Consider the following 17206-nt stretch of genomic DNA (forward strand, 5'->3'; position numbering starts at 1 on the left):
GACTGGGGCGCGGCGGCCGGTGACCTACATCGCGTCGGGGAGGCGCAACTGCCGCGAGGAGGTACCCCGGGGCGGCCCCGACCCCGTAAGAAACAAAAGGCGTACCGACCACCGGGACGCACCCGCCCCGTACGAAACAAAAGGCGCAAAACCCACCGGCCCGCACCCGCCACAGCCCCCATCCCCACCTGAAAGAGACGGCGCCCCACGAGAAAGCCTCCCACCCGAAGGCCGATGGCGACGTGGCGCGCACCCACCCCTCACCCCACCCGCCGAGCCGTCAACAACGGCTGGATGTAACCGCTCTCCTCCGGCTCGTGCCACCGCACCTCCGCAAACCCCGCCTCCGTAACGAAGGGTGTGAGTTGCTTCCGGGTCAGCGCCCAGGAGGTGGCGCGCCGGCTGTGCACCTGCCAGGTGTCGCCGTCCGGCAGCAGATGGATCAGGTCGAAGTCGTAGTGCTCGCGGTCCTCGTGCCAGTGCCAGAACTGGAGGCCGATGACCGGCCGACCATCGGACGTGCGGGTGAGCCGCGTCGGGGTGAACCGCTGCTGCACGGCGCGGGCTTCCTCGTAGTCGCGCATCCCGATCAGCAGCGCCCCGCCGGGCCGCAGCACCCGGTGCATGGCGGCGAGGGCGGCCAGGAGGTCGGGCGGGGTGAGGAGGTGGGCCAGGGAGTTGTCGGCGCACACCACGCCGTCGAACGCGCCGTCGCCGAAGGGCAGGTACCGCATGTCGGCGGCGGCCGTCTCCATCCGTACGCCCCGGGCCGCCGCCTCCCGCGCGGCGCGGGCGACGGCCGCCGGGCTGAGATCCGTCCCGGTGACGTGGTGGCCCGTCAGCGCCAGGCCGATCGCCTGGGTGCCGATGCCGCAGGCGCAGTCCAGCAGGGCGTGCGGGCCGTCGCCCAGCGCCCGGCGGACGTACGCGTCCAGGGCGCGGCCCTGCTCGATCACCGTGGCGGACCAGTCCGGGTACAGGAGGTGGTACTCCTCGGCGAACTCGTCGAAGAATCGGCGTATGTGCGGCGACTCCGGCATACCCCGACGCTAGCGCCGTCCGCGCCCGCACCGCCTCTCCTTTTGGCCCGCCGCCCTGACCTGGGTCTCCCCGACCTGGGCCGCCCTGACTTCGGCCGCCCTGACCTCGTCTGCCACCCCGTCCGCCGTCCCCAGGGCCGTCCCACCGCCGTCCCCGCCGCGAGGACGAGCAGCACGCCGAGCATGGCGAACGGCGCGGCCGTCCCCGCGAGCCCGGCGAGCGCGCCCGCCGTGGCGGGCGCGGCGACCTGGCCGAGGCGGTTGCCGGTGAGCCGGAGCGCGAGGGCGGTGCTGCGGGCCGCCTCGGGCGCCGCCTGGACCACCGTCGTCATGGACAGCGGCTGCCCGACGCCGAGGCAGAATCCCAGCGCGGCCACCATGACGGCCAGCCCCCACACCGGCGCCGGCAGCGCCAGTCCCGCGCACAGCAGCCCCGCCAGGACGCAACTGCCCACCAGCAGCGGGGTCCGCCCCAGCCACCGGATCATCGGCGTCATCACCAGGCGGCAGGCGATGGTGGCCGCGGCGCGCAGGCTCAGCAGCAGGCCGATGGTGGCCGGTGCGATGCCGCGGGATTCGCCGACCACGGGCAGGTAGGCCGTCAGGACGTCGGTGGCCGAGAGCACGGCCAGACTCGTGAAGATCCCGGCGGCCACACCGGGCGCCTTCAGGATGCGGCCGACGGAGACGGGGGCCGCCCGGCCCGGCTCGCCGCGCCGCACCGCCTGCCGGGCGGGCCGCTCCAGGCGCCACAGCCACAGGTAGGCGAGGGCGGCGAGCGCGCCCGCGAGGAGGAGCGCCGTGGCGCTGGTGGTGGCCATCGCCCCGTCCCGCTCGGAGATCACCAGCCCGGCGGCGACCGGTCCGAGGAGCTGGCCGAGGGAGGTGCCGATGGTGAAGTGGCCGAAGTTGCGGTCGCGATCGTCAGGGGCGCTGCGGCGGGCGACGATGGACTGCGCGCCGATGACGAAGCACAGGTGCCCCAGGCCCATCACCCCGCTCCACGCGGCCATCTCGGGCACGGAACCGGCGACCCCGCTGAGGGCGCACCCGCCCGCGATGAGCGCGACGCCGACGACCAGCAGCGGCGCGCACCGGCCGTGGTCGGTGCGGCGCCCCAGCGGTACGGCGACGAGCAGCGGCAGCAGCGCGTACACGCCCGCGATGACGCCGACGGCCCGTTCGTCGGCGCCCAGGGCCAGCGCCCGGTACGAGACGGCGGGCCGGGCCATGCTGACCGCCGACTGTGCGAAGGCGAAGGTGAGAACCAGCCGCAGCAGCCAGCCCCGGCCGCCGCCCGTGGCGGCGGTCACGGCCCGGTGCTCCGGTACGTCGGGGGGACGGTCACGAGTGGCTCCGTGCTCAGGGGCTCGCGCCCGGGAGTGAAAGTGCGGGTGGTCCCGCGTCCATGGGGGTCGTCCCCCTCCATGGTTGCTCCGGGCTTCCCGCCCGGTGGCCAGCCGGTGACGCGGGGGTTACCGACAAGCAACCATATTTGCCGACATATTAAGGCCAGAAGGCAACAGTCATCGGCGGACCCAACCACCACCCCACTCCACTCCCCCATCACACAATCCCGTACAGCAGCCCCGCCCCCAGCACCACCAGCGACGTCAACGCCGCCCACTTCACCGTGAACCGCGTGTGATCCCCGAACTCCACCTTCGCCATGCCCACCAGCACGTACACGGCGGGAACGAGCGGGCTGGACATGTGCAGCGCCTGCCCCACGAGCGAGGCGCGGGCGATCTCGACGGCGGGGACGCCGTGCGCGGCACCGGCCTCGGCGAGGATCGGCACGATGCCGAAGTAGAAGCCGTCGTTGGACATGAAGTACGTGAGCGGGATGCTCAGGACGCCGGTGACGACGCCCATGTGCGGGCCGAGCCCGTCCGGGATGCCGTCGACCAGCCACCGCGCCATGTGCTCGACCATGCCGGTGCCGGTGAGGACGCCGGTGAAGACGGCGGCGGCGAAGACCATGCCGGAGACGTTCAGGACGTTCTCGGCGTGTGCGGCGATCCGCGCCTTCTGATCGCGCATGTGCGGGAAGTTGACGGTGAGCGCGATGGCCGCGCCGAGCAGGAAGAGGACCGGGATCGGCAGCGTCTGCAGGATGAGGAGGGTGAGCAGGGCGACGGTCAGCGCGGCGTTGAACCAGTACAGCTTGGGCCGCAGCGTGGCACGGTGCGGATCGAGCCCCTGCCCCTCGACCTCCGCCCCATCGGCCCCGGCCGCATGCCCACCGCCACCGACACCCACCGCACCGGCCCGCGCCTCCGGCACCTTCCCCCCGTCCCTGACTGCGACCCCATCCCTGACCGCGACCCCGCCCCCGGCGGCGACACCGTCCCCAGCAGCCACGCCCCCACCCTCACCACGCGTCTCCCCACCATCCGCCGCGACGAGCACCGGTTCCGCCACGCGGACGGCCCCGGCGTCGTCCAGGGAGAGCAGCCCGAGCCGCTTGCGCTCGCGCCGTCCGAGGACGTACGCGAGGAGGAAGACCGCGAGCAGCCCGGTGGCCAGGGCCGGGACCATCGGGACGAAGATGTCGCCGGCGTCGAGTTTGAGCGCGGTGGCGGCGCGGGCGGTCGGCCCGCCCCAGGGCAGTGTGTTCATCACGCCGTTGGCGGTCGCGGCGATGCCCGTCATCACCACAAGGCTCATCTTCAGGCGGCGGTAAAGCGGGTACAGCGCGGACACCGTGATCATGAAGGTGGTCGAGCCGTCACCGTCCAGCGAGACGATCGCGGCCAGCAGCGCCGTGCCGACGACCACCCGCACCGGGTCGGCCTTGCAGAAGCGCAGGATGACCCGGACGATCGGGTCGAAGAGGCCGACGTCGATCATCACCCCGAAGTAGATGATGGCGAACATCAGCATCGCGGCCGTCGGGGCCAGGTCACCGATGCCCTTGAGGACGTACTCCCCCAGGTGCGCACCCTGCCCGACCAGCAGGCAGAACAGCGCGGGGACGAGGACGAGCGCCGCCATCGGCGACATCTTCTTCATCATGATCAGCACCAGGAACGTGGCGATCATGGCGAAGCCGAGGATGGTCAGCATGGGGGTACCTCACGTTCACCCTTGAACATCCACCAGGGGCGGCGGACGAGGTGACGTTAGGGGCCCCCGACACGCCCCAACAAGCCCTTGACACGCGAGCAATACGAGCAAAACCCCGGAAGAACTCCCAGGTCAGCCCAGGCCCGACCCCGGTCCCCGCCACCACCCGCAGCCGGCCACCACACCAGCCGACTCCCGGACCCACCCCCAGGCCCGCTCCCAGACCCACCCCCAGGCCCGCTCCCAGACCCACCCCCAGGCCCGCTCCCGGACCCACCGCCGCCGACCACCCCGACGCGCCCCCATCCACCGTTGACGGACCCCCACCCCAATCCTAAGGTCTTGCATAGGATTCCGGATTCCTTGAGCGGCGGGAGCACGCGATGACAGGCACGGGCACGGTCAACGAACGGGCGAGGAAGACGGCCGAGGGGCTGGCGTACTCCCCCGGCTTCGGCAACGAACACAGCTCCGAGGCGCTGCCGGGCGCACTGCCGGTGGGCCGCAACGCACCCCAGCGCGCACCCCTCGGCCTGTACGCCGAGCAGCTCAGCGGCTCGGCCTTCACCGAGCCCCGCGCCCACAACCGGCGTTCGTGGCTGTACCGCGTCCGCCCCTCGGCGGCGCACCCGCCCTTCACCCGGGTGGACAACGGCGCCCTGCGCGGCACGCCGTTCACCGAGACGGTCCCCGACCCCAACCGGCTGCGCTGGAACCCGCTCCCCGAGCCGACCGGACCAGTCGACTTCCTGGACGGACTGTGGACCCTGGGCGGCAACGGCGACATCACCCAGCGCTCCGGCATGGCCGTGCACCTCTACCACGCCAACGCCTCCATGACCGACCGGGTGTTCAGCGACGCGGACGGCGAGCTGCTGATCGTCCCGGAGCGCGGCGGCCTGCTGCTGCGCACGGAGTTCGGGCTGCTGCGCGCCGAGCCCGGGCACGTCGCGCTGATCCCGCGCGGCGTCCGCTTCCGCGTCGAGCTGCTGGACAAGACGGCCCGCGGCTACGTCTGCGAGAACTACGGCCGGCCCTTCCAGCTCCCCGACCTCGGACCGATCGGCGCCAACGGCCTGGCCAACCCCCGGGACTTCCTCGCCCCGGTCGCGGCGTACGAGGACGTGGAGGGCCCGGTCGAGGTCGTCAACAAGTTCTGCGGCAACCTCTGGAAGGCGACATACGACCACTCGCCGCTGGACGTCGTGGCCTGGCACGGCAACCACGTCCCATACGTCTACGACCTGCGCCGCTTCAACGTCATCGGCACCATCAGCTACGACCACCCGGACCCGTCGATCTTCACGGTCCTCACCTCGCCCTCCGACACGCCGGGTCTGGCGGGCGTCGACTTCGTGGTCTTCGCGCCCCGCTGGCTGGTCGGCGAGGACACCTTCCGCCCGCCGTACTTCCACCGCAACGTGATGACCGAGTACATGGGGCTGATCGAGGGCGCGTACGACGCGAAGGCGGAGGGCTTCGTCCCCGGCGGCGGCTCGCTGCACAACATGATGTCCGCGCACGGGCCGGACCGGGAGACCTTCGACCGGGCGAGCGCGGCCGAACTGAAGCCGCACAAGGTCGACGACGGCCTGGCGTTCATGTTCGAGACCCGCTGGCCGCTGACCCTCACCGAACAGGCCCGCACCGCCACCCACCTGCAGCGCGGCTACGACGACGTATGGCAGGGTCTGGAACGCCACTTCCGTCCGTAAGATCACGTAGCACCAGCAGAACTGTGGGGTACCAGTGCCGACCTTCGCTCCCGACTCGGTCGCCCTGAATCGCAAGCTGCCGCTGTGGTATCAGGTGTCGCAGTCGTTGCGCGCGTCGATACTGGGCCGCTCCCCCACGGACCCCCTCCGCCTGCCGACCGAGGACGCGCTCGCCGCGCACTACGGCGTCAGCGTGCTGACGATGCGGCAGGCGCTGAAGGAACTGGAGAACGAAGGGCTGATCAGCCGGCACCGGCGGCGCGGCACGTTCATCGAGCCGAGCGCGCGGCGCGGCTCGCCGGTGCGGCTGCTCGGCTCGGTGGACGCCATCGTGGCCCAGCAGTCCGGCATGAAGACCGTCCTGCTGGACCGCGAGACGGCACCCGCCTCCGTCCCCGTCCCGGCCGACCTCGCCGAGTTCTTCCCCGGCGCAACCGAGGTGGCCCGCTACCGCCGCCTCCGCAGCGACGAGAAGACCGACGAGCCGACGAACCACGCCGAGAACTTCGTCCGCCCCGACATCGCCGCCCGCATCCTCCTCCCGGACCTCGAACGCTGGCCGATGACCAAGGTCCTGCGCGACGCGATCGGCATCCGCATCAGCCGCATCACCGACACGGTCGAAGCCCGCCTCGCCGACCCCTCCACCGCCCGCCTCCTCCAAGTCCCCCTCCTGAGCCCGATCCTCCACTACACGGGCATCACCTACGACGAGGACGGCCGGGTGGTGGACGTGGCCCGCATCCACTACCGGGGGGATCGGTTCTCCTTCACGGTGACGATGGACGCGCACTGACGGACGGGGCCCTCATCGCCCGCCCCCTATATCCGCTCCAAACTCCGCCCCGTGCTGCGTGGCCCGAGCAGGGCCACGTCCAGGCACAGCAGCACCATCAGGGCCGCCGATCCGGCGAAGACCGCGCCCGGGCCCAGGCGCGTCAGCACGGTCAGGGCGACGAAGGGGAGGATCACGGAGGTCAGTCGGGAGAGGGAGTAGGCCACGCCGATGGCGCCGCTGCGCAGGCCGGTGGGGAAGATCTCGGTCTGGTAGACGTGGAAGGTGTTGGAGAAGACGTTGGCGCAGATCGTGAGCGCGAAGCCGGCGGTCACGATGACGGGCATGGAGTCGGCGAGTCCGAAGACGAGTCCGCAGGCCGCTATGCCGAGTGCGGAGGCGATGATCAGTACCTTGCGCTCGATCCGGTCGATCAGCGGTACGGACAGTGCTGAACCGATCGGATAGCCGCAGAAACTGAGCGCGGCATAGGTCAGCGACGCGCTCACCGGGTGCCCCTTGGCCGTCAGTACGACGGGGGCCAGCGTGCCGAAGCCGTAGTAGCCGACGGTCTGGAGGACCTGGAAGATCCACCACATCACCGTGCGCCGCCGGTACTCCCCCCGGAACATCTCGCCCAGCGGAATCCGTCGCTCCGGGATCGTCGCGGCCTCCGCGACGGACGGCAGGGTGGTCCCGGTCTCGTCCGCCACCCGCTTCTCGATCCCGGTCACGATCCGGTCCGCCTCGTCGCCCCGCCCGTGCACCACCAGCCAGCGCGGCGACTCCGGCAGCCGGACCCGCATGAGCTGGAGGAACGCGGCGCCCAGTGCCCCGCCGACCAGCAGCCAGCGCCACCCGTCGACGCCCAGCGGCGCGTGCGAGGTCACCAGCCGCGCGCCCAGCAGCGCCACGACCGGGACGGCGAGGAACCCGAAGGTGTAGGCGGCGGCTATGTACCGCCCGCGCACCGCGCGCGGCAGGAACTCCGCGAGGTAGGTGTCCACCAGGACGAGTTCCGCGCCCAGCCCCAGCCCCGCCAGGAAGCGCAGCGCGATCAGCCACGTCACGTCGGGCGCGCAGGCGCCGAGCAGCGAGAAGAGGGAGTATCCGGCGAGGTTCACCAGGAACATCCGGCGCCGCCCGAAGCGATCGGCCATGACGGACAGCACGTTGGCGCCGACGAACATGCCGAGGAACCCGGCCGCGATGATCCACGACTTGGCCGTGTGGTCGAGGTGCCACCGCTCGGCGAGCGCCGTGGCCAGCACCCCGCCGAGGAAGACCTCGTACAGGTCGAAGAAGGCCCCGATGCCGACGACGAAGGTGAGGCGGCGGTGCCAGCGGGACGCCGGCAGCCGGTCCAGTCGCGCCGCCACGCGCACTCCGGCCGCGCTGGTCGTGGTCGTCATGGTCCTCCCGGCGTTCTTCCGTCGGTCCGGCGTCCGTGCTGTCAGCGCTCTCGGTGCTGTCCGTGCTGTCGGTGCTCTCGGTGCTGTCCGTGCTGTCCGTGCTGTCGGTCGGGCGTCCCAGCCGGTGGCGCCCGGGCGCGCTCCCTTGGGGCACGTACGGAGCCTGTCCGCGCACTCGGTCCGGCCGGCTGTCCCCGTTCCCGGCCGCGGCCCCCTCCCACCCGTACGCCCCAGGACTCACAGCCGCACCGCCAGGACCGTACCTGTCCTGATCAGACCGACGGAAGCCCGCATCGGGACCGGACGGAAGAATGAGAAGCGGCCCGGCGCACCCGTGCCCCCACCGGCCTTCCCGGCACCCCGCGGCGCCCTCCGTTCCCCTCCCCCGCCCGCGGTTACCATGCCCAACAGCGAACCGAACGGGCCAGGGAGGGCGACCGCGTGACGGCGACACAGGCCGCGGGCAGTGAAGGCACCGACCTCGCGGCGGCGCCCCGGCTGGACGACCTGATGCCCTGGTCCGTGGCGCCCCTGCGGCTCGGCCGCGCCTGGGTGCGGGCGCCGGACGCCGCGTCCCTGAAGGCCCGCTGGAACGCGTTGCTGCGCGCCCCCGACGAGGCCGCCCGCGAGCGGCTGTTCCGGGTCTCCCGCGCCCGTACGCCGCACAGCACGGTCGCGCAGCTCCCGGGGCAGGCCACGCCGACCGGGCGGCTGGCGGTCGCGGCCGGCCCGTGCCCGGAGCCGGTGCGGGTGCTGCACGGGCCGTACGACCGCCAGTGGCTGCTGCCCGACCACCGGCTGATCGACCAGGCGCGGCCGGAGCTGTGGCGGGTGGCGGACGCCCGGCAGGTCTTCGTCGTCGAGCAGGCGCACCTGCCGCAAGGTGCCGGGTTCGCGGTGGTGCCCGCGGCGCTGCTGCCCGATGGCCGGTCGCCCGCGGGCCGCCCGGGGCGCGTCCGGCCGCTCTACCGCCGCCCCGACGGCCGCGAGCCCAACCTCGCGCCCGGCCTCGCCGCGCTGCTCGCCCGCCGCCTGGACCGGCCGGTGGACGCCGAGGACCTGCTCGCCTGGATCGCCGTCAGCGCCCGTCACCTGCCCTCCGGCGACCGCGCCGTCCCGCTCACCGCGGACCCTGAGGTGTGGGCGGCGGGCGTCGAGCTGGGCCGCCGGCTGCTGTGGCTGCACACATACGGGCTGCGCGGCGCGGGCGAGGGGCCGCGCCCCCGGATGCCGGGCGGGCGGCGCCCGTACGTGCGCGCCGCGCTGCCCGCCCGGGGGCTGCCCGAGGGGTTCTCGTACGACGCGGCGGACGAGGCGCTGCTGATCGGCGGCGGCCGGGTGGCGCCGGTGCCACGCGGTGCCTGGGAGTGGTACGCGGGCGGGGTGCGCGTCCTGGAGACCTGGCTCGCCCGGCGCACCGCCCGCCCGGACGGGGCGGACGGGGAACCCGCCCCGGGCTCGCTGGAGGCGGTGCGCCCCACCGCGTGGCCGCCGGAGTGGACGACGGAGCTGCTGGAACTGGTCACGGTGCTGGCCCTGCTGGACGAGGCCCGGCCGGAGATCCGCGAGGTACGGCGGCGCACCGCCGAGGGGCCGCGAATCGAGGCGGCCGAGTTGCGGGCGGTGGGCATCCTGCCCGTGCCGACCGCGAGCCGCCGTCCCGCCTCCGTGCTGGATCACCCCGAGGAGGGGCCGGGCGGTCAGTTCGCGCTGCTGTGACGGTGGGGACGCGGCGCGGTCGGACCACACATGAGTACGCCCCGACGCCGGGACGGCGCGGGGCGAAGCAGGGCAAACAGCACGATGCCGGGCCGCGATGGGGAGCGGCCCGGCATCGGTGTGTATGAGGATCAACCGGTCCCGACGGGCGGGTGCCCGTCGGGGCGGGTGCGGTCTGAGGGACCGGGACTCCCTCAGACCCGTGTCGGCCGGCCGTCGGCGGGCTTCGCGGCCCGCGCCGGTCCGGCTGGCTCGGGCCGGGTGGGCCGGGTCAGCCGTGGCCGCCGAACAGCGAACGCCGCAGCGTCCGCAGGGGGGCCATCAGCGCGACCTTGGCGCCGCGGCTCGTCTTCGTGCGGGCGTGGTCACGGCTGGTGAGCTCGCGCATCAGCAGCGTCGCGCCCTCGGCCTCGCGCTGCGGTATGGCGGGACCGCCGAGCACCGCGAGGTGCCGGTCCAGCCGCGCGCTGGACGCGCCGCTTTTGCAGTTGATGGCAGGCACACGCGGCCTGCTGCGCACTGTTATCTGTTCCATGACTCTCCCCACCCGTACGAGGGCACCCGGCCCGGGCAGAGTAACCCTATCTCTCTCCTGGGGCACCCGCGCAGCCCGGTCCCGGGATTCACCTGCGGAACAAGGACGTTGACGGGCCCGGTTCCGGGGGCTTCCCGGACCGGTTTCCGGGGCGTCGCCGACCCGTCCGGCGCGCCCCCGGCACGGCCCCGGCGCGGGCCGGAAACACCGGCCGCGCAGGGGCGTCACGGCGCTCGGAGGGCTTCGTTCCGGGACCGCGCCGGGTGGTCGCCGACGGGGGCGCGGCGCGGCGGACGGAGTCGTCCGGTGGTGGTGACGGATCGTCGTTCGAAAGGGCGGCAAGTGCGCTTGATTGAGGTACGTTTGCACCGAATCGCTCTTTTGCGAGGGGGGCTCGTCCATGAGCGAGGGTTCCGGGAGCGGGCGGTTGCTGGCGGGACGCTACCGGCTGCTCGGCCAGTTGGGCCGGGGCGGCATGGGCGTGGTGTGGCGGGCCCGGGACGAGTTGCTGGGCCGCGAGGTCGCCATCAAAGAGGTCCGCGCGCCGCGCGTGCTGACCGAGGACGAGGAACGGCTGCTGTACGCCCGCCTGGAGCGCGAGGCCCGGGCCGCGGCGCGGATCACGCACCGCAATGTGGTGACGGTCTATGACGTGGCGACCGAGGACGGCCGGCCCTGGATCGTCATGGAACTGATACGCGGACTGTCGCTGGCGGACGTCCTGGAGGCCGAGGGCCCCATGCCGCCCGCCCGGGCCGCGGGCATCGGCGCTGAGGTGCTGGCGGCGCTGCGGGCCGCGCACGCCGTGGGGGTGCTGCACCGCGACGTCAAGCCGGCCAACGTGCTGCTGGGCAACGACGGGCGGGTGGTGCTGACGGACTTCGGCATCGCGACGGTCCCCGGCTCCTCCGCGCTGACGATGACGGGCGAGCTGGTCGGGTCGCCGGAATTCCTGGCTCCGGAACGGGCTTTGGGCCGTACGCCGGGCCCCGGGTCCGACCTGTGGTCGCTGGGCGTGACCCTGTACGCGGCCGTCGAGGGGCACTCGCCGTTCCGGCAGGACACGCCCCTGGGGACGCTGCGGTCGGTGGTGGACGAACGGCTGCCGCCGCCCCGGCGGGCCGGGCCGCTGGTGCCGCTGCTGGAGGCGCTGCTGCGCAAGGACCCGGAGCTGCGTCCGTCGGCGGCCGAGACGCAACGGGTGCTGGAGGCGGTGGCGGGCGGCGGGCGGACGCCCACGGTGGTCGTACCGCCGCCCCTCGGCGGGCCGCCGCCCGGCGGCGAGGCGACCCGTACGGCGTACTCCCCCACCCCGCCGCCCCCGCCCGGGAGCGAGGCGCCGACGCCGCCCATGGGCACGGGACGCGAGGGCGCGGCGGACGGCGGCGGGCGCCGGCGGCCGGTGGCGCTGCTGGCGGTGGCCGCCCTGCTGGCGGCGCTGGCCGCGGGCGGGGTGACGTACGCGCTCGTCCGCGACGACGGCGGAGGGGGCGGCGGGGGCGGCGGGGGACGCAACGGCGGGCAGACGGGCGGGCAGGACGGCGGGGCTGGGACCGGTACCGGGGGTGGCCAGAACGGGGGGCAGGGTTCCGGAGGAGCCACCGGCGGCACGACATCCGGCGGGGGCACCACCCCGGGCACCACTCCCGGCTCCACCCACGGCACGGGCGGCGCGCCGGGCGGCGGCACGCGGGGCACCACCCCTGGGCACACCCCCACCACGCCGCGCCCCACCGAGACGCACACCACACCGGCGCCGGGGCACACCCCGACCAGCCCGTATCCGGGCAACACACCGACGGGGTCCTATCCGACGGGTACCCAGGGCGGCTCGGCTTCCGGGGGCGCGGCCCCGACCGGGGGTGGCGGGGGTTCGTATACGAACGGCTCGCAGCCGACCGGGGCCGGTGGCGCCTCGTACACCAACGGGTCGGGGACAGGCGGGACCGGCGGCACCTCGTACACGGGCGGCTCGCAGCCCACCGGGGCCGGTGGCGCCTCGTACACGGGCGGCTTGCAGCCCGCCGGGGCCAACGGGACCTCGTACACCAGCGGGTCGGGGACAAGCGAGACCGTCGGTACCTCGTACACGGGCGGCTCCCAGCCGACCGGAGCCGACGGGACCTCGTACACCGACGGGCCGGGAGCAAGCGGGACCGGCGGCGGCCCGCCCGCGTCGGCCGGATCCGTGCGCGTCGTCGGGACGGGGGCCGAGGCCGCCGGGCGTGGGGCGGCGTTCGTCGCGGTCGTCGAGGCCGGGCGTGATCCGGCGCGGGTGGTGTTCCTGCGGGGTGCGGGGCCGGTGGGGTAGCGGCGCGGCAGCGAGAAGCCGGTGTACGCGTCGAGCGGGGCGTACACCGGCGGGGTCGGGACGGGGGTCACGGGCGACGAGGCCGTGACGTGCCGTCAGGTGGAGGGGTGGGGAACGTACGGGCGAGGGCGTGGGGCCCGGTCAGTGAAGGCCGTCTCGCCGGCGGCGTGCGGGGGACGGGGGTTCAGGCGGCGGTCTCCAGGACGGGCAGGTAGCCCTTGGAGTGGCCGGTGGCGGTGGGGTGGTACGAGTCGCCGAGGGGGAAGGTGACGCTGTGCAGCCAGGCGTCACCGGAGCACAGTTCGTGTCCGGTGAAGGTCTTGGTCACGTCGGCGAAGGTGAAGCCGTGGTCGGCGGCGCGCTTGGCGGTGACGGTGTTGATCTCGTCGGCGGCGGCGTTGATCGCGGTGCGGGACTTCTCGGAGAGGCCGACGGCGCAGCTCCCGCCGAGCTTGTAGAAGCGGGGGTAGCCCAGGACGACGACCTCGGCCGCGGGGGCCTTGCCCTTGATGGCGTCGTACACCTGGTCGAGCTTCCCGGGCAGGGTGTTCCTGATGTAGGTGCGGGCCTGCTCGACGCGGGACACGCAGGCGCGCTCGCCCTGCAGGGTGCAGGTGCTCATGGTGTCGGCGAACCCGGCGTCGTTGCCGCCGATGGTGATGCTGACGAGTCCGGTGGAGGAGTTCAGGGCGCCCAGTTGCTTGGCCAGAACATCACCCGTTCGGGCGCCGCCGCATGCGCTGAACGTGAAGGACGACGGGCTGTGGGCGGCGGCCCAGAGCTCTGGGTAGGCCCGCTTGCTGCGCTTGCAGGAGCCGCTGCCGCTGTCGTAGTTCCCGGCTCCGGCGCCTGAGGAGTAGGAGTCGCCGAGGGCGACGTAGCTGGTGGCGGGGGGTTGTGCGGCGGAGGCGGCGGTGCTCGACCCGGTGAGGGCGAGCGCCATCGCGGCGAGGAGGGCGGTCGCCGCGGAGGCGAATCTTGTCAGTCTCATGTGATCTCCCCTAGCAGGGTTTCCGTCCCACCGTGCTCATCCGGCGCCCCCGCCCCGTCGCTGGAAGTGTCCATGTCAATACTTCCGCCGCCCGGGACACGGCGCCGTAAAAGGTGGTTGTGTCAACTCTTCCCGTTCACAGGGAAGTTCACCGCTGCACGTTGCCGACACATGACGTGAATATGTCATGCGGGCAGAACCCTTGATACGAACGTTCGGCTCCGGGAATCCTGTGCGGCATGCGGGCCGTGGTACCGCCCGCACCTCTCTGCGCGTACGACCCCGTACGCCACTCCCCCCTTTGGCGCGCGCACCACGCGCGCCTCCTATGAGGAGGACTCCCTCGCGATGGCAGTGATGCGTTCCACCCTCAGCTCGCGTACCGCCACGACCACCGGGAAGCGCTCCGCCCGGACCCGCCTCGCCGCGGCGATCACCGCCGTGGCCGCGACCACCGCCCTCGGCGCCGCCGCGCTCCCGGCGCAGGCGGCCCCCGCCCAGGGCACGATCGTCGGCGCCGGCGCCGGCAACGCGGTCAAGGGCAGCTACATCGTCACGTTCAAGAAGACCTCGGGCCTCAAGGCGGCCTCGGCCGAGGGCCGCGCCGTGATCTCCGAGTACGGCGGCACGGTCCGGCGGACCTACACCGCCGCCCTCAACGGCTACGCCGTGGGCCTCTCCGAGTCCCAGGCCCGCAGACTGGCGGCCGACCCGGCCGTCGACCGGGTCTACCAGGACCGCACGGTGCACGCCCTGGGCACCCAGTCCAACCCGCCGTCCTGGGGCCTGGACCGGATCGACCAGCCGCGGCTGCCGCTGGACCAGAAGTACACCTACCCCGACAGCGCGGGCGGCGGCGCCACCGTCTACGTCATCGACACCGGTGTGCGGATCTCGCACCAGGACTTCGGCGGCCGGGCGGTCAACGGCTACGACGCCATCGACAACGACAACGTCGCCCAGGACGGCAACGGGCACGGCACGCACGTCGCGGCGACCGCGGCCGGCACCTCGTACGGCGTCGCGAAGAAGGCCAAGGTCGTGGCGGTCCGCGTGCTGAACAACTCGGGTTCGGGGACCACCGCGCAGGTCGTCGCCGGCATCGACTGGGTCACCCGGAACCACAGCGGCCCGTCGGTGGCGAACATGTCGCTGGGCGGCGGCGCGGACTCGGCGCTGGACGCGGCCGTGCAGAAGTCCATCGACAGCGGGGTCACGTACGCGGTGGCCGCCGGTAATTCGGGAGCGAACGCGCAGAACTACTCGCCCGCCCGGGTCCCGGCGGCCATCACGGTCGGCTCGACGACCAACACCGACGCCCGCTCCAGCTTCTCCAACTGGGGATCGCGGGTGGACCTCTTCGCGCCGGGCAGCAACATCAAGAGCGCGTGGAACACCGGTGACACCGCCTCCAACACCATCTCCGGCACCTCGATGGCCAGCCCGCACGTCGCGGGCGCGGCGGCGGTCTACCTGGCCGGGCACCCCAGCGCCACCCCGGCGCAGGTCTCCACGGCCCTGGTGAACGGCGCGGTCTCCGGGGTCGTCACCAACCCGGGCAGCGGCTCGCCGAACAAGCTGCTGCAGATCGTTCCGTAGGGGTCGCCACCCCGTAAGGGCCGGGTTCCTCGTCATGGGGCGGGGAACCCGGCCGCTTCCGTGACCGCGTGCCGACACGGACGATCAACGGGGCGCCCCCGCAAGGATCTTGCCCGTCCGTGGCACGCCGTGTCCGCCCTTCCTCCGGGAGCGGGCACGGCTTCGCAACGTCTTTGCGGGCCTCGCTTCCGTGTTCTTGACGGGCGCGTTCCCGCTGCGAAACATTGAGGCACCGCATCCGGCGCTTATGGGGGGCAAAGCTGCCAATGCAGACGAAGACGATCAACGGCAACAGACCCAGGGGCGAGGACGACGGCGGCACCCGTCAGGGCGACAGGCCGGGCGCCGGCGGGCCGGACGGCGGCGGGCCCGCGGGCCGGTCGCCGGTCCGGGACGCGGCGCCGCTGCTCGCCGGGGTCGCGGTCGCGGTGGGCTGCGTCGGTGCCGTGCTGGCGCTGGCCGACATCTCCTCGCCGCTGCGCGCTCCGTTCACCCTGTTCTTCCTGCTGCTGGCGCCGGCCGCCGCGATCGGCGCCGCGCTGGGACGCCTCGATCCGCTCGGCCGCGCGGTCGCCGCGGGGGCGGGGGCCATCGCCGTCAACCTCCTGGTCGCCCAGGCGATGCTCGCGCTCCACCTGTGGTCGACGCGCGGCGGGGTGGTGGCCGTGACGGTGATCAGCGGTGCCGTCCTGGCGGGGGTGTACCTACGGCGGCGCGGCGGCCGGTCCCGCCGGCCGGGAACGGAGTGACGTGGAGGGGAACGACATCGCGGTGTACCGCCCCGGCGAGCTGTCCGGGGCCGACCGGGCCGCCTGGACGGCCATCCAGTCCCAGGCCCACCTGCTGGGCGCGCCCCAGCTCGCCAACCCGTTCCTGTCCCCGGAGTTCGCGCTCGCCGTGGGCGCCTGCCGCCGCGACGTGCGGATCGCGGTCGTCCACGAGGACGGCGCCCCGGCCGCGTTCCTGCCCTTCCAACGCACCGCGTTCGGCGTCGGGCGGGCCGTCGGCCTGGGGGTCTCCGACGCGCAGGGGCTGATGCACCGGCCCGGCTTCCAGTGGGACGCCCGCGAGCTGCTGCACGCCTGCGGGCTGTCGGTGCTGGAGTTCGACCACCTGGTGGAGGGCCAGAAGCCCTTCGAGGCCACGCTGCTGTCCACCCACCCGTCGCCGGTCGTGGATCTGGACGAGGGGTACGAGGCGTACCTGTCCCGGTTGCGCGCGCGGTCGCCGAACTTCGTCCGCAGGACGCTCACCAAGGAACGCAAGCTCGGCCGGGACGTCGGCGCGGTGCGGTACGTCCACGACGAGCGGGACCCGGCCGCGCTGCGCGTCCTGATGGCGTGGAAGTCGGCGCAGTACCGGCGGACCGGGCGCAGCGACCGTTTCGCCCAGGCCTGGATCGTCCAATTGGTGGAGCGGCTGTTCCACACCCGTACGGACACCTTCGGCGGGCTGCTGTCCGTGCTGTACGCCGGCGACCGGCCGGTCGCCGCGCACTTCGGGCCGCGCTCGGAGCGGGTGCTCGCGGGGTGGTTCCCGGCCTACGATCCGGCCTACGCGAAGTTCTCACCGGGCTTGATCCTGCACTTGCACATGATCGAGGAAGCCGCCGGCGCGTCGATGGCGTATCTGGATCTCGGCCGCGGCGAGAAGGCGTACAAGAACTCGCTCAAGACGCGGGAGCTGACGGTCTCGGAAGGCTGGGTGGCACGACCCCACCCGGTGGCGCTGGGACATCTGGCGCGGCGTGCTCCGGTACGGGCGTTGCGGAACACCGTATTGTCCCGGCCGGAATTGTTCGGGCCGGCCGATCGCCTCCTCAAACGGATGGGCCGGATCCGGTCGGGTCGACGCTGAGTTCACCGCTCCGTATTGGCCAATAACCCCAAAGCGGATTTGGTGTTCCAGGTCTTGCCATAGAGTCTCAATCATCAATACCGTCGTATCTCCACCCGCATCGGTCCACCGTGCACAGCGGCACTAGGGGAGGGCTCAAGCGTCGCCGTGATGGTCCGGAGCGGGGCGCGGTAGGGGGGTGCC

Annotated in this window: 13 protein-coding genes; 7 read left to right on the top strand and 6 right to left on the bottom strand. The window is 73.2% G+C overall.

The window, feature by feature from the left end:
* Nucleotides 1-260: 260 nt before the first annotated feature.
* The 3 genes from ABZX96_RS29435 to ABZX96_RS29445 all read right to left on the bottom strand — a co-directional run bounded on the left by ABZX96_RS29435 (nt 261) and on the right by ABZX96_RS29445 (nt 4109).
* Nucleotides 261-1040, bottom strand: coding sequence for a class I SAM-dependent methyltransferase (locus ABZX96_RS29435; protein ID WP_355550237.1), 780 nt, complete (start codon nt 1038-1040; stop codon nt 261-263).
* Nucleotides 953-2353, bottom strand: coding sequence for an MFS transporter (locus ABZX96_RS29440; RefSeq protein ID WP_355550239.1), 1401 nt, complete (start codon nt 2351-2353; stop codon nt 953-955). Before ABZX96_RS29440 ends, ABZX96_RS29435 begins: the two co-directional genes overlap by 88 nt.
* 253 nt (nt 2354-2606) lie before the next feature.
* On the bottom strand, nt 2607-4109 hold the full coding sequence (locus tag ABZX96_RS29445) for a citrate:proton symporter (RefSeq protein WP_355550241.1): 1503 nt from the start codon (nt 4107-4109) through the stop codon (nt 2607-2609).
* Nucleotides 4110-4492: 383 nt separating this feature from the next.
* On the opposite strand from ABZX96_RS29445, the gene hmgA reads away from it, so the two are divergent.
* Both hmgA and ABZX96_RS29455 read left to right on the top strand, forming a co-directional pair.
* Entirely contained in the window at nt 4493-5824 is a 1332-nt protein-coding gene (hmgA, locus tag ABZX96_RS29450; protein WP_355550243.1) for a homogentisate 1,2-dioxygenase, read from the top strand.
* Nucleotides 5825-5858: 34 nt separating this feature from the next.
* Nucleotides 5859-6620: a GntR family transcriptional regulator gene (locus ABZX96_RS29455; protein WP_355550244.1), complete on the top strand. Its 762-nt coding sequence runs from the start codon at nt 5859-5861 to the stop codon at nt 6618-6620.
* Between the two features lie 26 nt (nt 6621-6646).
* On the opposite strand, the gene ABZX96_RS29460 is transcribed toward ABZX96_RS29455, so the two are convergent.
* Nucleotides 6647-8011: an MFS transporter gene (locus ABZX96_RS29460; RefSeq protein WP_355550246.1), complete on the bottom strand. Its 1365-nt coding sequence runs from the start codon at nt 8009-8011 to the stop codon at nt 6647-6649.
* A gap of 441 nt (nt 8012-8452) precedes the next feature.
* Here ABZX96_RS29460 and ABZX96_RS29465 point away from each other — a divergent pair, with 441 nt between their 5' ends.
* Nucleotides 8453-9730, top strand: a complete 1278-nt coding sequence (locus ABZX96_RS29465; RefSeq protein WP_355550248.1) for a type ISP restriction/modification enzyme — start codon at nt 8453-8455, stop codon at nt 9728-9730.
* A gap of 271 nt (nt 9731-10001) precedes the next feature.
* Here the strand turns inward: ABZX96_RS29465 and ABZX96_RS29470 are convergent, their stop codons facing one another.
* Nucleotides 10002-10265 carry a hypothetical protein gene (locus ABZX96_RS29470; protein WP_355550250.1) on the bottom strand — a complete coding sequence of 88 codons (264 nt, stop codon included), beginning with the start codon at nt 10263-10265 and terminating at the stop codon, nt 10002-10004.
* 400 nt (nt 10266-10665) lie between these two features.
* Between ABZX96_RS29470 and ABZX96_RS29475 the strand changes: the two genes are divergently transcribed.
* The gene (locus tag ABZX96_RS29475) at nt 10666-12576 is read left to right on the top strand and encodes a serine/threonine-protein kinase (protein WP_355550252.1); all 1911 of its coding nucleotides are present in this window, start codon (nt 10666-10668) and stop codon (nt 12574-12576) included.
* Between the two features lie 184 nt (nt 12577-12760).
* Here ABZX96_RS29475 and ABZX96_RS29480 read toward each other — a convergent pair whose 3' ends face one another.
* Nucleotides 12761-13567, bottom strand: a complete 807-nt coding sequence (locus ABZX96_RS29480; RefSeq protein WP_355550254.1) for an SGNH/GDSL hydrolase family protein — start codon at nt 13565-13567, stop codon at nt 12761-12763.
* 348 nt (nt 13568-13915) lie between these two features.
* On the opposite strand from ABZX96_RS29480, the gene ABZX96_RS29485 reads away from it, so the two are divergent.
* The 3 genes from ABZX96_RS29485 (at nt 13916) to ABZX96_RS29495 (ending at nt 17023) form a co-directional block, all read left to right on the top strand.
* Nucleotides 13916-15166 (top strand): S8 family peptidase, encoded by a 1251-nt coding sequence (locus ABZX96_RS29485; RefSeq protein ID WP_355550256.1) that lies wholly within the window; start codon nt 13916-13918, stop codon nt 15164-15166.
* Nucleotides 15167-15432: 266 nt separating this feature from the next.
* Entirely contained in the window at nt 15433-15915 is a 483-nt protein-coding gene (locus ABZX96_RS29490) for a hypothetical protein (RefSeq protein ID WP_355550258.1), read from the top strand.
* A gap of 1 nt (nt 15916) precedes the next feature.
* Entirely contained in the window at nt 15917-17023 is a 1107-nt protein-coding gene (locus tag ABZX96_RS29495) for a GNAT family N-acetyltransferase (RefSeq protein WP_355550260.1), read from the top strand.
* The last annotated feature ends 183 nt before the right edge of the window (nt 17024-17206 follow it).

Source organism: Streptomyces sp. NPDC003077, assembly GCF_040611095.1.
In the GTDB taxonomy this organism is placed as follows: domain Bacteria; phylum Actinomycetota; class Actinomycetes; order Streptomycetales; family Streptomycetaceae; genus Streptomyces.

What these genes read in the sequence shown, in the direction of transcription:
- ABZX96_RS29470 (WP_355550250.1), bottom strand. Translation starts at nt 10,265, where the DNA reads ATGGAACAGATAACAGTGCGCAGCAGGCCGCGTGTGCCTGCCATCAAC.
- ABZX96_RS29490 (WP_355550258.1), top strand. Translation starts at nt 15,433, where the DNA reads ATGCAGACGAAGACGATCAACGGCAACAGACCCAGGGGCGAGGACGAC.
- ABZX96_RS29445 (WP_355550241.1), bottom strand. Translation starts at nt 4,109, where the DNA reads ATGCTGACCATCCTCGGCTTCGCCATGATCGCCACGTTCCTGGTGCTG.
- hmgA (WP_355550243.1), top strand. Translation starts at nt 4,493, where the DNA reads ATGACAGGCACGGGCACGGTCAACGAACGGGCGAGGAAGACGGCCGAG.
- ABZX96_RS29435 (WP_355550237.1), bottom strand. Translation starts at nt 1,040, where the DNA reads ATGCCGGAGTCGCCGCACATACGCCGATTCTTCGACGAGTTCGCCGAG.
- ABZX96_RS29475 (WP_355550252.1), top strand. Translation starts at nt 10,666, where the DNA reads ATGAGCGAGGGTTCCGGGAGCGGGCGGTTGCTGGCGGGACGCTACCGG.
- ABZX96_RS29480 (WP_355550254.1), bottom strand. Translation starts at nt 13,567, where the DNA reads ATGAGACTGACAAGATTCGCCTCCGCGGCGACCGCCCTCCTCGCCGCG.
- ABZX96_RS29485 (WP_355550256.1), top strand. Translation starts at nt 13,916, where the DNA reads ATGGCAGTGATGCGTTCCACCCTCAGCTCGCGTACCGCCACGACCACC.
- ABZX96_RS29460 (WP_355550246.1), bottom strand. Translation starts at nt 8,011, where the DNA reads ATGACGACCACGACCAGCGCGGCCGGAGTGCGCGTGGCGGCGCGACTG.